General features: G+C 37.1%; 14 protein-coding genes and 1 pseudogene. 9 read left to right on the plus strand and 6 right to left on the minus strand.

All coding sequences use genetic code 11. The features are described from left to right. Nucleotides 1-580: 580 nt before the first annotated feature. Nucleotides 581-877, minus strand: coding sequence for a hypothetical protein (locus R7Z78_RS18545; RefSeq protein WP_318116973.1), 297 nt, complete (start codon nt 875-877; stop codon nt 581-583). Nucleotides 878-2,243: 1,366 nt separating this feature from the next. Here R7Z78_RS18545 and R7Z78_RS18550 point away from each other — a divergent pair. Together R7Z78_RS18550 and R7Z78_RS18555 are read left to right on the plus strand one after the other, a co-directional pair. Next, nucleotides 2,244-2,858: a hypothetical protein gene (locus tag R7Z78_RS18550; RefSeq protein WP_025612720.1), complete on the plus strand. Its 615-nt coding sequence runs from the start codon at nt 2,244-2,246 to the stop codon at nt 2,856-2,858. Nucleotides 2,859-2,917: 59 nt separating this feature from the next. Further along, nucleotides 2,918-3,265, plus strand: coding sequence for a hypothetical protein (locus R7Z78_RS18555; protein ID WP_169637214.1), 348 nt, complete (start codon nt 2,918-2,920; stop codon nt 3,263-3,265). 166 nt (nt 3,266-3,431) lie between these two features. Here R7Z78_RS18555 and R7Z78_RS18560 read toward each other — a convergent pair. Continuing rightward, nucleotides 3,432-3,654, minus strand: a pseudogene (locus R7Z78_RS18560) (hypothetical protein); the annotation flags it as partial. 218 nt (nt 3,655-3,872) lie between these two features. Here R7Z78_RS18560 and R7Z78_RS18565 point away from each other — a divergent pair. Beyond that, nucleotides 3,873-4,571: a hypothetical protein gene (locus tag R7Z78_RS18565; protein ID WP_025612718.1), complete on the plus strand. Its 699-nt coding sequence runs from the start codon at nt 3,873-3,875 to the stop codon at nt 4,569-4,571. 377 nt (nt 4,572-4,948) lie between these two features. On the opposite strand, the gene R7Z78_RS18570 is transcribed toward R7Z78_RS18565, so the two are convergent. From R7Z78_RS18570 to R7Z78_RS18580, 3 genes are all read right to left on the minus strand, one after another. Then, complete coding sequence (locus R7Z78_RS18570; RefSeq protein WP_031858079.1) at nt 4,949-5,560, minus strand: hypothetical protein; 612 nt, start codon at nt 5,558-5,560, stop codon at nt 4,949-4,951. Nucleotides 5,561-5,858: 298 nt separating this feature from the next. Next, nucleotides 5,859-6,365: a hypothetical protein gene (locus R7Z78_RS18575; RefSeq protein WP_169644039.1), complete on the minus strand. Its 507-nt coding sequence runs from the start codon at nt 6,363-6,365 to the stop codon at nt 5,859-5,861. A 789-nt stretch (nt 6,366-7,154) separates the two neighbouring features. Continuing rightward, nucleotides 7,155-7,769, minus strand: coding sequence for a hypothetical protein (locus tag R7Z78_RS18580; RefSeq protein WP_242531744.1), 615 nt, complete (start codon nt 7,767-7,769; stop codon nt 7,155-7,157). A 122-nt stretch (nt 7,770-7,891) separates the two neighbouring features. On the opposite strand from R7Z78_RS18580, the gene R7Z78_RS18585 reads away from it, so the two are divergent. From R7Z78_RS18585 to R7Z78_RS18600, 4 genes are all read left to right on the plus strand, one after another. Beyond that, a complete protein-coding gene (locus tag R7Z78_RS18585) occupies nt 7,892-8,056 on the plus strand; it encodes a helix-turn-helix transcriptional regulator (RefSeq protein ID WP_031858077.1) in 165 nt (54 codons plus the stop codon). 455 nt (nt 8,057-8,511) lie between these two features. Next, nucleotides 8,512-9,327 carry a restriction endonuclease gene (locus tag R7Z78_RS18590; protein ID WP_032080362.1) on the plus strand — a complete coding sequence of 272 codons (816 nt, stop codon included), beginning with the start codon at nt 8,512-8,514 and terminating at the stop codon, nt 9,325-9,327. 389 nt (nt 9,328-9,716) lie between these two features. After that, the gene (locus R7Z78_RS18595; RefSeq protein ID WP_025559098.1) at nt 9,717-10,439 is read left to right on the plus strand and encodes an NYN domain-containing protein; all 723 of its coding nucleotides are present in this window, start codon (nt 9,717-9,719) and stop codon (nt 10,437-10,439) included. Nucleotides 10,440-10,763: 324 nt separating this feature from the next. Beyond that, nucleotides 10,764-12,323, plus strand: coding sequence for a diguanylate cyclase (locus tag R7Z78_RS18600; RefSeq protein ID WP_141179868.1), 1,560 nt, complete (start codon nt 10,764-10,766; stop codon nt 12,321-12,323). A 577-nt stretch (nt 12,324-12,900) separates the two neighbouring features. On the opposite strand, the gene abiEi is transcribed toward R7Z78_RS18600, so the two are convergent. Then, on the minus strand, nt 12,901-13,440 hold the full coding sequence (gene abiEi, locus R7Z78_RS18605) for a type IV toxin-antitoxin system AbiEi family antitoxin (protein ID WP_031858107.1): 540 nt from the start codon (nt 13,438-13,440) through the stop codon (nt 12,901-12,903). A gap of 390 nt (nt 13,441-13,830) precedes the next feature. Here abiEi and R7Z78_RS18610 point away from each other — a divergent pair, with 390 nt between their 5' ends. After that, a complete protein-coding gene (locus tag R7Z78_RS18610; RefSeq protein ID WP_031858106.1) occupies nt 13,831-14,118 on the plus strand; it encodes a hypothetical protein in 288 nt (95 codons plus the stop codon). A 634-nt stretch (nt 14,119-14,752) separates the two neighbouring features. After that, entirely contained in the window at nt 14,753-15,343 is a 591-nt protein-coding gene (locus R7Z78_RS18615; protein WP_169644052.1) for a recombinase family protein, read from the plus strand. Nucleotides 15,344-16,093: the final 750 nt, after the last annotated feature.

Genomic DNA, 16,093 nt, shown 5'->3' on the forward strand with positions numbered 1-16,093 from the left:
AATACCAAAATTACATATCGGCTTATCAGAAACTTTCCAAACTAAATATTAGCCCACGAAGAGGTATAGTTTTTGGGCATGGTTGTACAGACTCAGATATCTCTTCAATTTGATCTGCTCCAGTCAGAGTGGACACTTAACTTAAGTGAATTTTCCATACTTGAAGTTATTCATGTTTTGCTACTTTAAAGTAGAAGCTCTAAGTAACTTCTGTCCAGAGACGTGCCAGAACTATCACTGCTGGCACACTTATGCCCCAAAGTTGTTTAGATTAAATACCCTACAAAATCTAGGGGCAGGCGTTTTCCCCTACCAAATCTAATCCGATTCATGAAGACTAGCATGTGTCTTTTTTGCGTGTGAATAGGCTAAAGTGTGTTCTTGGTGGAAAGTGAACCCTCCAGCTCCACCAACCGTTTGGAAGCAACATATTATCAATTAGTTAGTGCTTTTTTGAAAATGCTATATTTGTATAAGCGCTTCGTAAACGCCATGTGGGTTCATGGCGGCTCATAGTTGAAGTGCTCAGTTCTCTAATTTTAGTCAAACCATCCTCTCAATCTATCTTTACAGGGGACGGTCACTTGATGTACCCCATTAAGCATTCTCCCGCTTGCTGTTCTGAGAAATAGACTGCTAACGACTGTTTTTCATTTTTATTAGTCAAAATAGAATACTCAAAAGCTTTTTCAAGCACCACAAGCCCACGCATGTAATCAGAAATATTACTTGTTGTGGATTTCAATGTTTCCTTAGCTAAATCATAAGACATTCCCATTTGACGAAACGTCATAAAAGATTGAGCCACTTCTCCAACACCTCTACACTCTTCCAGAATATCACGGGATTCACTTACTTCTAGATTAACGCTAGACATAGCGTTCGCATTCAAAATCAAGGTACAGAATAAAAATATCGACTTTTGAAATTTCACAATATCACCACTTAATCGAAATTTATCACACCAACAACCGACCAACCTTCTTGACACCGCGGACACCTGAAATCACTCCTACCAGAAATCAAGCCATTAAGAGATTCGATTGGAATCAAATAATCACTAAATGGTAAAAATCTCACACTACTTTGTAATGTTACTAGCTCTAGGTTCTTATCTATTGTGATGTATTCAAACACTGTTTTCGGTAGCGCATCTGACTCTCGTAACCTCAAAAAAAGCTCAGCTTCCGAAAAACCAAGCGAGATGCTGCCATTGACACCACAAGCACAATTTATTCTGATAATTTCACCAGGCAAACTTATTTCCTTTATCATGAAGATAGATAGCTACATAGTAAATGCGACACTGTATTACTTTTAGTTAAATCATAATTGCCCTGAAACGTGTTTAGACAGCATTTACCTATACAAGATAAATTTAGCCAACAAGCGGTTGACCATTTGTGCAACAAGCCTTTTGCACAAATGAGCTAACGCATCTTTGCCCCATTTCGGATTAAATTATTTACTCAGTATCAGAGAGTACTCGCAGTTTTCCCTAGAATAGGTAATGTGACTAGCCATAGATGCAGGTAATACCAACTTATAGGATTTCATCGTCACCCCAATCCACTAACGAGGTGAACAATGACAAGTAAGAGTAAATAAGCCACCAGAAATTTTGATTAAGAGGTATTTAAATTGAAAAGAGATGTCGCGTTACTAGTAGCCGAAGCGCCTTGGTTTTCTTTCAAAAACAACAGAGATCAAGCGAGTGGACTCCGTTTTTTACAGGGATAAAGCAGTATGTGAACAAAAATGCTAAGAAATTACAGCGTAATATTTATTCATGTGAATATTACGATAATAACTCCTTGGGGTATGCGTTAAATCACCTAGACATGGAAGAGAACATACAAATACTTTACATCGGTGGGCAGTACTACTAGAAACTGCAATAATCAAAGAGTTCACTGAAGGGTATATTAACGAGGGTAAGTTGAACTCTAAACAAGACATTATCACTTGCTTTCATAATGCTCTTTTTCCATTTGATTTGAATATCCCTTTTGCCAATGGTGACGATGGAAGTCCTCAAACTCTTGGTGAATCAATACGTTTTTGGTCAAGACCACAAGGGAGCAGGTCATCCTGTAAACGTCACAAAAGAGTTACTTACTGGCTTGATGACTTGAGTATCGGGCAAAATCGTGAGATTTCTTTCTTAGTTTTAGGTATAAGCGAGTTTAGCTAGTTGTTAGCACATACTACTTTATTAGTTAAACAACAGGATGAAACTAACTATGCCTATTAAAAGAAGAGTTAAAAATAATCATATCAATTATGAGCATGTGGCGAAGCTGATTCTTTTGTGTTCTAAAAAACACTGTTCAGATGCTGAAGCAGGTCAAAATAGGTTCAAAGTTCGTGAAGGTCTCATCCAGAAGATAACGGGCATACCTTTATCTCATGATGACCGCTTTTCCATTATCAGAGAGTTTAATTATCTAGGCTGGCAGGTAGCCATTAACCCTGATTATTGGCTTGTATTTGCGGTGGATGAAGATCAACTATTTAAGTGGGATGAGGCTAGTTACCTGTATGGGCTGGAGCAAAGCATCAAAGCAATACAGCAGGGATATGAGCCGCAACTGGGAGAGATTTACGATTACTATCCACTTAGATCAAACCTAACTGCAAAGTTCTTAGGTTGGTCGGACGAAGATATTCAGGAAAAGCTTGTGGAAGAGGCTTTAAGGGAAGCAACAGATGAAGTTGAAGAAGAGTATGAAGAAACAGGTGATAAATCTCTTCTAGGTATCGGACAGAATGATGAAATCTGCTTAACGAACTTCACTTTTTGGGAGTATCTAGACTTCGAACTGGCTAGAAATGGACTAGTTTTCAAATCTAAATAAGACTGGCGCAGGTGTGTGGTTACTCGATAGTAGCCACTCATCCTCCAAGGAGGTTTGTGTTGTTAACCCCTCAAATACCTATCGTGATCAATACCAGTAATCTTCACAAATGCCTAGAAGATGCGAAGTTAATATCGAAAAAGGTTGGAGAGCAGAACATTCTCTTAGAGCTACAAATTTATCTTTTAAGGATAGATTTATTAATAGCCAATAGCCGTATCCAGAGTGATTGGCAAACCAATGCATTAACCCTCGATAAAATTCTTCGTAAACTTTTAGGGCTCTCAAAGCAGATAGAGTCGTTGATAGATAACCATGTTTTTTCAACTCAATATTGCCTTGATAGTGCTTTGGAACAAGTGAAGGTATTGATTACCGTAACCTGTAAAGATATAGACGGTCGGTAATATTCTTGGTGTAATTTGGTGCTTGATATGATGGTTATGTTCTAAGACAGACTGAGTGATTATATGTCACCCCGACAATTACAAAGGACTGTTTACCGTCTCTCCAGAAATGATTTGTGCAGTTTTTGGGAGTGCCCGTATCTGCTTAATCCTGATTCGTCACAATTCAGTGTGTGTTTCTTCCAACTCTTTTTAGATCACGAATTGCTTTCTCTTTATTAGCAATTCGCAGGGGCCGATCTGAAGTTATGGTATTGTTGATAATGTCAATATTATCACATTTCGTGTGTGTGAACTCGATAACGCCATATGAGGTCCTAAACTCCCCCCTTGCGTCCAGTCGTCATGATCGTAATTCGGTCAATCATCACTTGGGAAATGACACTGTATGGCAATCTGGTTAATAACTTAAAAGTGAACGGCCTACCTAGCGATTTTGGTGTTATAATATTGATAATTAGGAAAAAACTCTTCAATATTGACGCTGCGAATAGCTAAGAAGCTCAAAGCCTATTTTTCAAGCTTTGAGCTTACCTTACGATTTGCTCAGATGATGGCTACAAATTTAACTTTAATGAATACCAAAATTTTTTAAAAGGAACTAAAGATGGCAAGACATAGTGCCAATCGGGGAATACTGGTGCTGGAAAGTCCATGGGAATTGGATGATAGTGACTCTAACCGTTCAAGTGTTGTGCCTTTTATTGAAGGTGTTGCAAAATTAGCAGGGGATACAGAAGTTTACCATGCTGATTTTTATGACAAAAAGAGCTTTGAATATGCCTTAGAATGTCTTTGTAAAGTCAGGTTTTCTAACACTATTGTCTATATTGCAGCTCATGGGTACAAGAAGAAAATAGGTAATATGAAGTTAGAGGATATTCTTTTCGCTATTGGCATGAAATCAAAACAGTACAACATAACAGGGGTTATGTTCGGTTCATGTTTCGTCGGGGGGAATACTGAGTTAATCGAAGTCTTCACCGCTGCCAATAATTTACGTTGGTGTGCAGGTTATGCTTCGACATCTAACTGGCTAAGTGGCACTTTCATCGATAGTGCAATCATTGCGCAGATGATCAATTTAGAAGAAAGTGAGTTCTCTAATCGAGATACACTTGTCGAACATCTTGCTTATGCAATATCCCCTTTCTCAGACCAAATGTACATTGGTGACGATTATGAAGAGAATCCTGTAGCTTTGTCGGACTCATTGCAGTTTATCGTGCAACCTAAGGGACAGGGTTATCATCCAAAAACAGTTTCGTCGGAAGTCTTCATAGCTAAGAAACAGTATGACGTATAAGATCTCCGCCACATGACGGATTAACTCAAACTGTAGTGGATGAGTTGATTTGGCCAATAGATAAGAGGTATTTACAATACCTCAGATTATCCGCTAAATGCTAATTTAGGGAAAGCACTGACAAACTTTTGTCCAGAAGTGAGCTGTGTGGGGGCGAGTACAGGTGCATGACCAACTTATATAATCAAAACTGTCGGAGCGTGTATGAGTCAATACAGCTAATGTCAGCAAGCTCCTCCAAATCATTCGGACTCTCTTAACCGATATGAATCAAGAGTTTGAAATTCTCCTTGGGAGGGAGCTTTGATGCTTGGTCTTGCTATGTACACCAGTGCCTAGGTTAGTCCATATCCACTATTACTTAGAACTAAGATTGATTACTTCTGGTTAAACAAAGCACTACATTGAAAACGATTTTCTACGATTTCATCTGCTACCTCTTTTAAATACTCAAACCATTCGTCATTGACGATGTTAGTCACTAATACATACTCTGTATCAGCAATGCAGAGTAATTGGTTTACTAACTTAGTAAAAAAACCGTTCCCTTGCAGAGCAGGGTGCAAATCTAATCTCTCAATCTGAGCTACTTTCTGCATGGAAAAATTCATTAATAACTGGCACCACGCTTCAGAGTCAGCATTGTTTTTGCAAATAACTAATATCTCACCGTTAGGTAGAACTAATTCCTTGGTAGGTATGCTTTTTTCGTTAGCATATTTAATAATGTGAGTTTTGGTTTTATCAAATTGCGTTAGATAAGTTATGTCACTACGATAAGCAAGATGAATTACTTCCTCTCCATTGCTGTCATGAATTAGTAAGCCGAACTCCCCATTTTTTCCTTTTTCTAATGAGGAAATATATTCTTTTGTTGCAAGCTCAATTAACTGCTCAACTAGATTCTGCCCTGGAACGTTTGGAACTAGAAGTGCTGTAGATGCTTGAAGCTCATGAATAGGGGAATCTAATTTAAATGTGAATGCCATAGGTTTTTCCAAAAAGTTTAATGATGTTTATCCTTACAAGGTCTAAGCCGCTTTTGACATATAACTTGTACTCTACTCGGATGCTTGTAAGGAGAGTCTTTGAAGCATTTTCAATGCATTGTCGAAAATAAGGCTAGAGATATGTTCTGGAAAGTCATTTGGCAATCTCGTATTTAAACGGTCTATAGCTTCTGGAAGCTCGTTGTTCATATGTGCAGTGAGCGTTTCCATTACCAGTGAGCCTTTTTTGCTATATGGTTCTGTCTTGTTTATCAAACATAGTGTTGGCAAGAGCCACTTAGCGAGTGATTTGACTAACGACGTCACCGAACAAGACTGGTCTAAATTGAGTCTGATCTACTGATACATTGATATAGCGGAGATCTGGTTTGCCAGCATCATCTAGAATGATACTGTCATGTATATGTCCATGAACATTGATCTTTCCATGTAATTTCTGAGGATGTATAGGGCAGTGTGTAAACCAGGTATTTCGTTTAGATAGCATCGAGTGAATTTCATTGAAGCCATCTGCGAGCATCTTGCCGCTGACCTTCATGTTTGTACATTGATTGCCAAGTACGAGTACTTTCTTCGTACATTGAATACTTGCAACCTTCTCTAGCCAAAACGGGGTCGTTGCAATATCTCCTAGCAGGATTAACGTGTCACGACGTTGTACAAATGATGCAAGGTTATCAAATAGAATATTATGGTGCTCTTCAGGAGAATCGAATCCTGAACGATATTTCAATATAGTATCATGTCCTAGGTGTAAGTCTGCGGAGAGTACAAATCTACTCATAAGAATATTCTCAATAACGATATTATGAATAATATACACTTGAACTGTAGTATTGTTCAAATAAATATTTTTCTTTACCTTGAATATAATATATAGAAAATAATAAACACAAAGTTTTACTTTTTATTTATTAAAATAATGCACTGTATGTTTGCCTAAGTTTTTAAACCAAAATTGAGTGGCATATTTTTTTGCCAAGATTGGCAACGAAACTGCCAGTAATGGCAGAGGAAGTGTCAGGATTGGCAGTGAATGTGCCAAGTATGGCAGAAGAAATTTAGCAGAAAAAACGATTTTCTATCTTTTGTTAAGTGATTTTAAATAATGTATCCTTATATTAGAACTATAACTTTATAATAATTATAACAGTTATAACATGAAAAAATAAACAAGTAAAAACTATTTTATTGCCATAATTATCTTGGTTCAATTTAATAATCAAATTATTCGTAATTATATTTATGATTTTTATTTGATTTAATAATTAAAAATGTAAAATAAATTTGATTGTTTTTTGCACCGTTACTTTGCTGCTTAGGAGATCAATTGATGTTTTTTAATGATCTGGTGTAGCGTTGTCTGCTAAGCCCAAGCGTTCTGGCGATATCACTTAGGTTAGTTTTGCTATTCGTGGCTAGTTGTTGTTTTAACAGCTCTTTGATCAACTGGTGTTGTTCTAGATTAGCTCCATATCCAACGTCTGGGCCACGCTTAGTTTCAATGCTATTGATTCGTTCTACACATTCGAAGCGATGCAAGATCCCAATCAGTGTGGTCCAAGTATTCAACTCATTGAAAAGCGCCGAGCGTTAGGCACTCTTTATCACTCCACGCGTTTGGTTCTTTAGGATCTAAACATCTCACTATCGCGATACACCATGATGACCATTGACTAAAATCATCTGACTTGATCTGATTTATTTTTTTATAGCTCGCTGGGTAGTGTACTTTACATGTCTGAACAATGTTCTTTGATAGCGAGAGCCAGTCTCCTGCCTTCGCGCTATCTTTACAGTGGCGCAGAAATACTCGTGGATGCGGCGCATAGCCGCTGACCAGGTCATACAGTTGTCGTCCCAGATTTTTCTGTTTGTTAGGTTGTACTAGGTACTTTTCGTAAACAGTGTTGTTCTGGTTGGGCAGACGTTTCAACGCAGTGATAGCTGCGTATTTTGGCTGTTTATAAAGTTTAGTGGACTTGATGGGGTGGTGTTTTTCGCTGTAGTAGTGAGAGCGGCTGCGTAGACGCCAGCATAGTGCGCAGTATGGTAGAACACTGTTCCGAGCGGCATCAACAGCGTGTAAATACCCAGAACGACGTCGCTGAGCAATTTTACAACCTCGAGATTTGGCCTGGTTTTTTAAGTCATTGATTGCTGTTTCTATCTGTAGTCTCAACAGCATTGCGTTTTTGATCTAAGTCCATTAGTCATCATGTCAATATGGTTTGTTGCTTATTTTATATTACGAGCCAGGTGATGAGAATCTAAGATACGACTAAATAATAGAGAAATAAAGGTAATAAAATGTTTGTAAGACAAGAGCAGTTAGCTAAAGAGATCGGGGTAAGCGTAAGTACTTTGTGGCGTTGGCGTAGAAAAGGAAAAATGCCGCCCGTCGTAGCACTTAGTTCTAGAGTGGTAGGCTGGCAGAGAAAAGACATTGAGCGCTGGCTAGAAGAACAAAAATAGATTGCGACTTGTTACTGCGAGAACAGTGTTCTCGCTTAGCCCTCGTAAATATAAGTATGTCATTGTTTATATGATTAATAACACGAATAAAAAATGCTCTTGCAGGAACCTTGTTCCTGCTTTTGTCTATCTCAGGGATCCAATTTCTGCTCGAATCTTCATTAGTTGAACGGAGAACAATGTTCTCCGAAATGACGAAAGGCAGAGTCAGGTTTATCCGATTAGTGTCTGGGTATATCAGGCAAAGGCTGATAGCTTTCAAACGCTTTTGCGAGAACACTGTTCTCGCTCACATCATCAAAAACTGAAGTTTGGTCATTTAATTAATAAATAAAAATGCTCTTGCTAGAACTATGTTCTAGCTGCTTGTAATCCCAATAAATACATGATTTACCTCTTTGTATTAGACCTAGTAATTGTGCTTTAATGCACTTTGATGCTTATTTGGAGGGGTTATGGCTCGGAAGAATGATGGAATTATTTGGCATTTGATGGATGCGCCGTGGTGGGTGAGTATCTTGTTCTCAGCAGGCATTTATGTTGGTTTATCTTTCCTATTGCCAGGGTTAGCGGCTCGCAGTGATAACTTCATCTTCAATGCCATTGGGCCGAATCTTCCGCAAATGGCACCGTATTTTGCTTTTTTGTTTTTAATTCCAGCTCCAATTTCGTTCTTTAAGCAGTATCAGCGAAAGCATAATTATCTTGCGACGACATCTCAAATCAGAGCACACAAAAACACGACTCCGCTTAATTCCCTCAGTTGGATTGAATTTGAAAGCTACATTGGCGAGTACTTTAAACAGCAAGGCTACGACGTTAAACAATCTTTCTCAAAGCAGGCAGATGGAGGGGTTGATATTTGGTTAACTAAAGACGGTGAGTTGAGTCTTGTACAATGTAAGCACTGGAAAGCTAGAAAAGTCGGAGTTCAAGTCTTAAGAGAAATGTATGGTGTGATGATCGACAATCGTGCTAGCAAAATGATCATCGTAACATCGGGAGATTTTACTTCTGAAGCCATCGCCTTTGCTCAAGAGAAGCGCCTCTGGTTGGTTAATGGTAGCGAGCTAGTCCACATGATTGAAGATGGTCGCAGCTTTATGAATAAGCCTGTCATTGATGAGCCTACACCCGATCCTCATTCCAAGGTTTGCCCAAACTGCCAGTCTAGCCTTGTAATCCGTGTTGCTAAAAAAGGTCGTAATGCGGGTAAAAGTTTCTATGGTTGCTCTGCGTATCCTAAGTGTCGCTACACTTGCGACTGTTGAATGTGAGGAGGGTTCAAGCAGTCTAACCGTATAGAAGGGTGTACTCAGAACATAAAAGTTAACCTTTTAAGCCTAATTTTCAACTGAAAATGCTATTGCGAGAACATTGTTCTCGCTCAAATCATCAAAAACTAAAGTTTGCTCATTTCATTGATAAATAAAAAGCCCTCTCAGTGCAGAACTCTCTGGTGAAAAATGTGTTACCCATTATCTTTCATAAGTGGGTTTGTCAGAACCAATGGGGTAATGAACGTAAGCTCTGAAACACTTTTGCCCCATTCCTGTTTAGAATTGTTACTCTTATCATTTCTGAACAATCCCATTTGAACAAATATTACTAATACCGATATAGTGCAACTAACTACATAAAGGATGGTCACGCACGGATTATGGGTAACAGAAAAATCGCTGTATTAATTGATTCAGAAAACACTCCGCACTCAAAGCTAAACCTGATTATTGAAGAGCTTTCTAGTTTTGGGCAGATCATCGTTAAACGTGCATATGGTGATTTTTCTGCTGAGCAACTAAAAAACTGGAAGCAGCCTTTAAATGAGTTAGCTATTCAAGCCAAACAGCAATTTGCCTATACATCTGGAAAAAACTCCACGGATTCTTTAATGATTATTGATGCAATGGATCTCTTATACAGTCAACGGTTTGATGCTTTTGCTTTGATATCCAGTGATAGTGACTTTACAAGTCTTGCTACGAGGTTAAGAGAGTCAGAGATACATGTTATCGGTGTTGGAAAAGCGATGACTCCTACTTCTTTTAAAAACGCTTGTGACGACTTTGTTGCAATAGAGAACTTAAACGCTGATGTTGATCTTGAGGAAGCACAATCAAGCTCTAATCAAGACGCAGAACGCGAACTATGGCGATTAATGCATCAAGCTTGGCAGAACTATAGAGATGAATCGGGTTGGGCAAAACTAGGTGAAATTGGCAAATATTTAAAAAGATTGAAGCCAGATTTTGACCCTCGAAACTACGGCTTGAAGAAGTTATCTGACTTTTTTGATAAATATCCAACGCGCTATAGAACCCGTAACACTAAGCGCTCTGGTATGGAGTTTCAGTTGATAACAAAGGCTAGCAAACAAAAATGATTTGCAGCTTCGCTGACGTTATACGGCAATTAGGTAACTCAAAATTGCCCCTTTCCCATTTAGATTTATTACTCATAACAATTTTTGGTATCAATGTCTGACCAAATAATTTTAATGATTCGATCTGGTTCTGACTAGCTCATAATGTGAACAATTCCCTGTCTACAGGCTTGTTGGCGCTTTAGGATTTCTTTTTGTGTGTTTGTCATCATTTTGATGTGAGTAGACAAAGGGTTGTGAGATATAAATAGTCAATTCAATCCTTTAAGCGTATAAGTATTTGTGCGATTATGATTTGTTGAAGACGTGGGCTTGGTGGATAAAATGACAATTCAAACAAGAGAATCAAATATAAAAAAGATGCTTTATTCATGCTTGTTACTAGTTTTTGTAGTCGTGATGGCAATAACATTCATATTTAATGAATATCAAACTCAAAGAGAACGAATTTTACTTGGTTCTTCTCATGAACTACGTTCTAAAGTTGAGTCTAGCTTAGGCGTTTATAAAGATTTTTCAAATTACGTATTTAAAGAAATTGAGGATGACCAAGATATTTTTAGGTTGATGAGTGAAGCCTATTTTGGTGATGAGAGCATAAGAACATCTAATAGAAATTCAATATACTCGATGCTGGAAGAAAAGTATAAAACTCTTACAGATTTTAACTTTCGACAGTTACATTTTCACTTTAAAAATGGTGATAGTTTTTTACGTGTCCACAAACCTGAAAAATTTGGTGATAATTTATTCTCTATAAGAGAATCGGTAAGGATATCCAATAAAGAAAAGCGATTTGTACAGGGATTTGAAGAAGGTAGAATATATAACGGTTATCGATTCGTTTATCCAGTAGTATATAATGACATTCAGATAGGCACTTTAGAAGTATCCCTATCAATGGGTAGTATCGTCAATTTATTGTTTAATCTATATCCTGAACAAGATTTTTTCTTCTTGATGAATAAGGATGTTGTGAATTACAAAGTGTTTGATGATACGAAGAATAACTACATACATAGTAAAATAGCCAGTGATTACTATGTAGATAAAGACGTGCTAAATAAAAGCCTGAAAAACCTGAAGTTTACTGAACTTGAGGGTGATACTGAACTATTTAAAAAACAGCTTGATCCTCATATTAAAACTGGTAATACTTTTTCAAAAGAGTTCAATGTGAATGGAAAATATCTGATTGTATCTTTCTTATCAGTTGAAAATTTTAAAAGAGAGCACGTGGCCTATTTAATTTCAATATCAGAAGACGATACATTAATGCTTATGAAAAGAAACTATCTGCTGTTTAATTTTATGATATTCATAGTGTTAATCTCATTTTTTGTAATTGTTTTTCAAAGTTATCGAAATCAAAATAAACTACTTAAAATGTCAACCATAGACTTTCTAACTCAAGTGCTAAATAGAAATAAGATGGTTGAACTATTGTCACAGGAATACGTTAAAGCAAAAAGGTATAATTCCATATATACCGTAATGATGATTGATATTGACTACTTTAAAAGCATCAATGACGAGTTTGGTCATGCTGTTGGCGATGATTATCTAGTTCAGTTTAGTAAATTAATCCATAGAAACATAAGAATTAGTGACTCTTTTGCTCGTTGGGGCGGTGAGGAGTTTGTTCTATTGCTTCCCAACACAGATGAAGACAGCTCGATGCTAGTTGCCGAAAAATTGCGAAGTTTAATAGAAAAATATATTTTTTCAGGCCCTAAAAACATAACTGTAAGTATCGGTATCTCTGAGTTCCAATTAGATGACAGTAGTCTAGAAGATGCCATAGAAAGAGCTGATACAGCACTTTATCACTCGAAAGAAAATGGCAGGAACCAAGCGACACGCTGGAGTGTGATTAAGTTTTAATCTTAATCGCCTAAAATCAGACCAAATTGGCATATGACATGTGCCAATTTGATTGGATACATCATCGAGCGACCGTTCAGTGCCTGAAGTTATTAGTGCTTTTTAAATCAATGAAAACAATTACTTGGTGATACAGAAACATTGCGACCGCTACTTTTTGCTTTGTACAGAGCAGAGTCGACCTGCTCTAAATAAAACTCAATTGTACTCTACGTTAAGGAACATAACTGTATACTTCGACAGAAGTTGTGATTTGATGGGAGATGCCAATGATTTCACAAGAGATAGCGATGGTTTCAATATTCCTTCGAATTCTTTCCGCTAGCTCAAGGATTTCAAAACTAGATGCTCCAGATATGACCACTAAAACTCTTCGCCTCCCATCCTGAAAGCGAAATCACCAGAACGTCGACTAAACACATGCTTTAACACACAATGTCAGGAACCTAAGCTATGCACTAACACTGCAGACCATTTGGCATACCTGAGCTAATCTATGAATCGCTAAGTTAGTAAAATAGCTAAAACACTTTTGTCCAAAAGTGAGTCAGTGGTTTTTGGGAGTGCCAGCATCTGCCTACTCGTGATTCGTCATAATTAAGTGTGTGTTTCTGCCAACCCTCTTCAAATCTCGAATGGCAGTCTCTTTACTAGCAATCCGCAGGGGCCGATCTGAAGTTATTGTATTGCTGATAATGTCAATATCATCACGTTTCGTATGTGTGAACTCGATAACGCCGTAAGGGGTCCTAAACTCTCCTTTGCGTCCTGTTGTCATGATCGTAATTCTATCAATCATCACTTGTGAAATGACACTGTATTCTGAGAGTGCCGATTCTAGAGAGATGTAATTGTACTCTCCTCGTCGCAAGCATTTAGCAATATATTCAATGGTATAACTGCCCTTATGACGACTGTATGAGAATACATAAACACCGTTACACGTTCGCTCTATTACTCCTGCTTTTACTAAACGTGGCAGGCTTTGTTGGAATGCTGTAAGTGAATCATCAAAAAATAATCTTCTGAGATCACTCTTCCGATAAACATGTATGCCTTGCTTGTCAAACCTATGCAGGCGCTCCAATGCAGTCTTAATGTTCACTTCGATACTCATAAGTAGTCATAAAAAGTAAGTATGACATATATTTTTATCCACTTATAATTGAAGCTAAAGCATCGATAGTCGCTGATACCGTAGTGATGCCTAGCTTGTTTTTCTCGGTTAGGATCCTAACTCGGAATCTATGATGATGAATATGATTCTTTTAGGAGGGGAATAGCAGCACTAATAGCCCAGAATCCGATCTTTTTCATTTTTTTGTAGGAGTTTAACTAATTATTATTTCTCTAATTTAATAATTAAAAAATCAAACGGTTTTTATTTAATAATTAAATGTTAATGTGATTTTCAAAATAGTGGTCAAAGGTCCTTTACAAAGAGAATATTACTTGATAAATATAGTATTCATTGAATTTATCTATATATATCAAGAGGGTTGTCGATATGTCTCAAGTTTTGGTTTATTCTAAACGTAATCGTGAAATGAGTTATCTATCTACAAGAGAAGAACGTAAAAATAAGATTAATAATTTTAAAGTGGCTTACAATGAAATTTCAGATGAAGAAGCATTACGCAGAGCAAATTCTATTAATTTAGATGACAATAACAATGTTCAAAAAGTTCTTTTTAAAAGAAAAGATATTAAAGAAAGTAAAGAATGTCGAGTTCCTGGTTTATATGGTTGTAACCGTTATAAGTCAAGAAAAAATGAGACATTCAACGTGTTCTAACGTTGTTCTTTTTTTGCACAACTCTAAAGCCAGTGGACTTGTATCAGGCAAGTGATAAAAGCCTTGGAAATTCCGTAATTAAAGATGTTGGCAAGAGAATTTGCCAAGATTGGCAATCAATGTGCCAATGCTGGCATTGAAAGTGCCAGTAGTGGCAGAAGAATTCTTGTAATAAATTAAGCTTACTTTGGCTTAACCTTCACTTTTTTAAAATCTAACGTTATATTAGAATTATAACTTTATAATAGTTATAACCGTTATAATAGTTATAACATGAAAAATTAATAAAATAAAATTTATTTTTTATGTGTTAATTTTATTGCCAAGGAAAATTAATAGTAACTTTGTTTTTATTATAGATTAATTAAATTTAGAGTAATGTTTGTTGCTCACGGATATTCATTTATTTTCTAGGTTTTCTTAAGGCAAAGTTACTTTGTCAAAATTATCGACTTAAGTAGTCAACTTTAGCGAGATGTAAACATCCCAGGATAGTATCAACAAACATCCGTTTTCTGACACTAGAAGGGAGTGAGCTGTTTGCAGTCTCATAAAATAGGGTTTGGATTTTTATGATACCCAACTGATTGATGATACTAGTTGTGATACCAAAAAGGAGAGTATTGTGGAGAGTATGGGACGGACATTCGCTTATTGTCGTGTATCGACTAGCGAGCAAACTGTGTCAAATCAGATCTTAGCTATCAGAAATGCTGGCTACGATGTTCAAGAACACCGAATTGTACATGAAACAGTTTCTGGTAGTGTGCCTGCAACTGAACGATGTGAGTTCAAAATGTTGATTGAGCATAAACTAGAACCAGGGGACAAACTAGTTGTATTAAAGCTAGATCGACTAGGAAGAGATAACATCGATGTTCAGCATACGATTAGTATGCTGTTAGAGAAGGGCGTTACGCCAATATCTCTGGATCTGCCGACCGCTGATCTAAGCTCAGCGGAGGGCCGATTGATGCTGCAAATGTTCTCAGCATTTGCTGAGTTTGAGCGAAATCGAATTCGGGAGCGGACGCTAGAAGGGCAGGCTAGGGCTAAGTCTGAAGGTAAGCGGATTGGTAGACCAGAAGCACTAACCACAACTCAAAAAGTCCAAGAATGTAGGGCAAGAGGGCTGAGTCAATCTAAGACAGCAAATGCTCTTGGCATCTCGATCCCAACGGTTAAGCGCCATTGGAATAAGAAACTAACGGAAAGTGCTCAATGAGAACAATGTTCCATGATACTGAGAGGCGGAGAGCTACCAGATGTAGTTATTAGCTAAGAGGTTTAAACGATATTGCAAGAACCTTGTTCTTGCTTAGCTTATCGAATAATACCAAGTTCTCTCGCCGACATTCAGTAGAAGTCTTATCTTTTGCTAGTTTTGAATAAGCTGCTAATTGATGCATGATAACCATATCGAGAGTGAATTGCTCTTTACTCGGAACAATGTTCTTATCGCAATCTTAAAATAGTAAAGATTGGGTATTTGATTAATCAATAAAAAACTGTGGAAGAACAATGTTCCGAATGATAAGTCAGAGAACCTTTCTTTTAATAAGAGAGGCTTTCAGAGAGTAGTGCTTGTGGAGTTAATAATTAATACTCAACAACTAGCTTTCTAAAAATATAATTAATTAAAAGTCCTGAAGAGTAGTTTTGCAATTAATAATAAAAAGGCCGAGATAAACTCGACCTTTTTATCCAACGCTTAACCGCCAGTTGGCGCGGAAGTAACCATCTATTAGCGGATAAAATAGTGATACATTTACTTGTATTAAAACTAATTTTTCTTTAAGCCACCAGTGAGGTGGAAGAAATTACTTTTACTGTTAAAGATGAAGTAATATTAGTTTAAATATATCTTTAAGCCACTTTCTAGATAGAAGCTCTGCTTCTTGCTACGGGATTTAATATATTAGATTGTTTTTTCTTAATCAAGAGTTTTTTCAACTTGACTAAAAAGTTTTTTATG

The organism is Vibrio sp. 1167 (assembly GCF_033340375.1).
In the GTDB taxonomy this organism is placed as follows: domain Bacteria; phylum Pseudomonadota; class Gammaproteobacteria; order Enterobacterales; family Vibrionaceae; genus Vibrio; species Vibrio alginolyticus.

Bases quoted from the DNA above. Each gene is read 5' to 3' on its own strand.
- R7Z78_RS18600 (WP_141179868.1), top strand. From the start codon at position 10,764: ATGACAATTCAAACAAGAGAATCAAATATAAAAAAGATGCTTTATTCA.
- R7Z78_RS18585 (WP_031858077.1), top strand. From the start codon at position 7,892: ATGTTTGTAAGACAAGAGCAGTTAGCTAAAGAGATCGGGGTAAGCGTA.
- R7Z78_RS18580 (WP_242531744.1), bottom strand. From the start codon at position 7,769: ATGCTGTTGAGACTACAGATAGAAACAGCAATCAATGACTTAAAAAAC.
- R7Z78_RS18610 (WP_031858106.1), top strand. From the start codon at position 13,831: ATGTCTCAAGTTTTGGTTTATTCTAAACGTAATCGTGAAATGAGTTAT.
- R7Z78_RS18575 (WP_169644039.1), bottom strand. From the start codon at position 6,365: ATGAGTAGATTTGTACTCTCCGCAGACTTACACCTAGGACATGATACT.
- R7Z78_RS18550 (WP_025612720.1), top strand. From the start codon at position 2,244: ATGCCTATTAAAAGAAGAGTTAAAAATAATCATATCAATTATGAGCAT.
- R7Z78_RS18565 (WP_025612718.1), top strand. From the start codon at position 3,873: ATGGCAAGACATAGTGCCAATCGGGGAATACTGGTGCTGGAAAGTCCA.
- R7Z78_RS18595 (WP_025559098.1), top strand. From the start codon at position 9,717: ATGGGTAACAGAAAAATCGCTGTATTAATTGATTCAGAAAACACTCCG.
- abiEi (WP_031858107.1), bottom strand. From the start codon at position 13,440: ATGAGTATCGAAGTGAACATTAAGACTGCATTGGAGCGCCTGCATAGG.
- R7Z78_RS18545 (WP_318116973.1), bottom strand. From the start codon at position 877: ATGTCTAGCGTTAATCTAGAAGTAAGTGAATCCCGTGATATTCTGGAA.
- R7Z78_RS18570 (WP_031858079.1), bottom strand. From the start codon at position 5,560: ATGGCATTCACATTTAAATTAGATTCCCCTATTCATGAGCTTCAAGCA.
- R7Z78_RS18615 (WP_169644052.1), top strand. From the start codon at position 14,753: ATGGGACGGACATTCGCTTATTGTCGTGTATCGACTAGCGAGCAAACT.
- R7Z78_RS18590 (WP_032080362.1), top strand. From the start codon at position 8,512: ATGGCTCGGAAGAATGATGGAATTATTTGGCATTTGATGGATGCGCCG.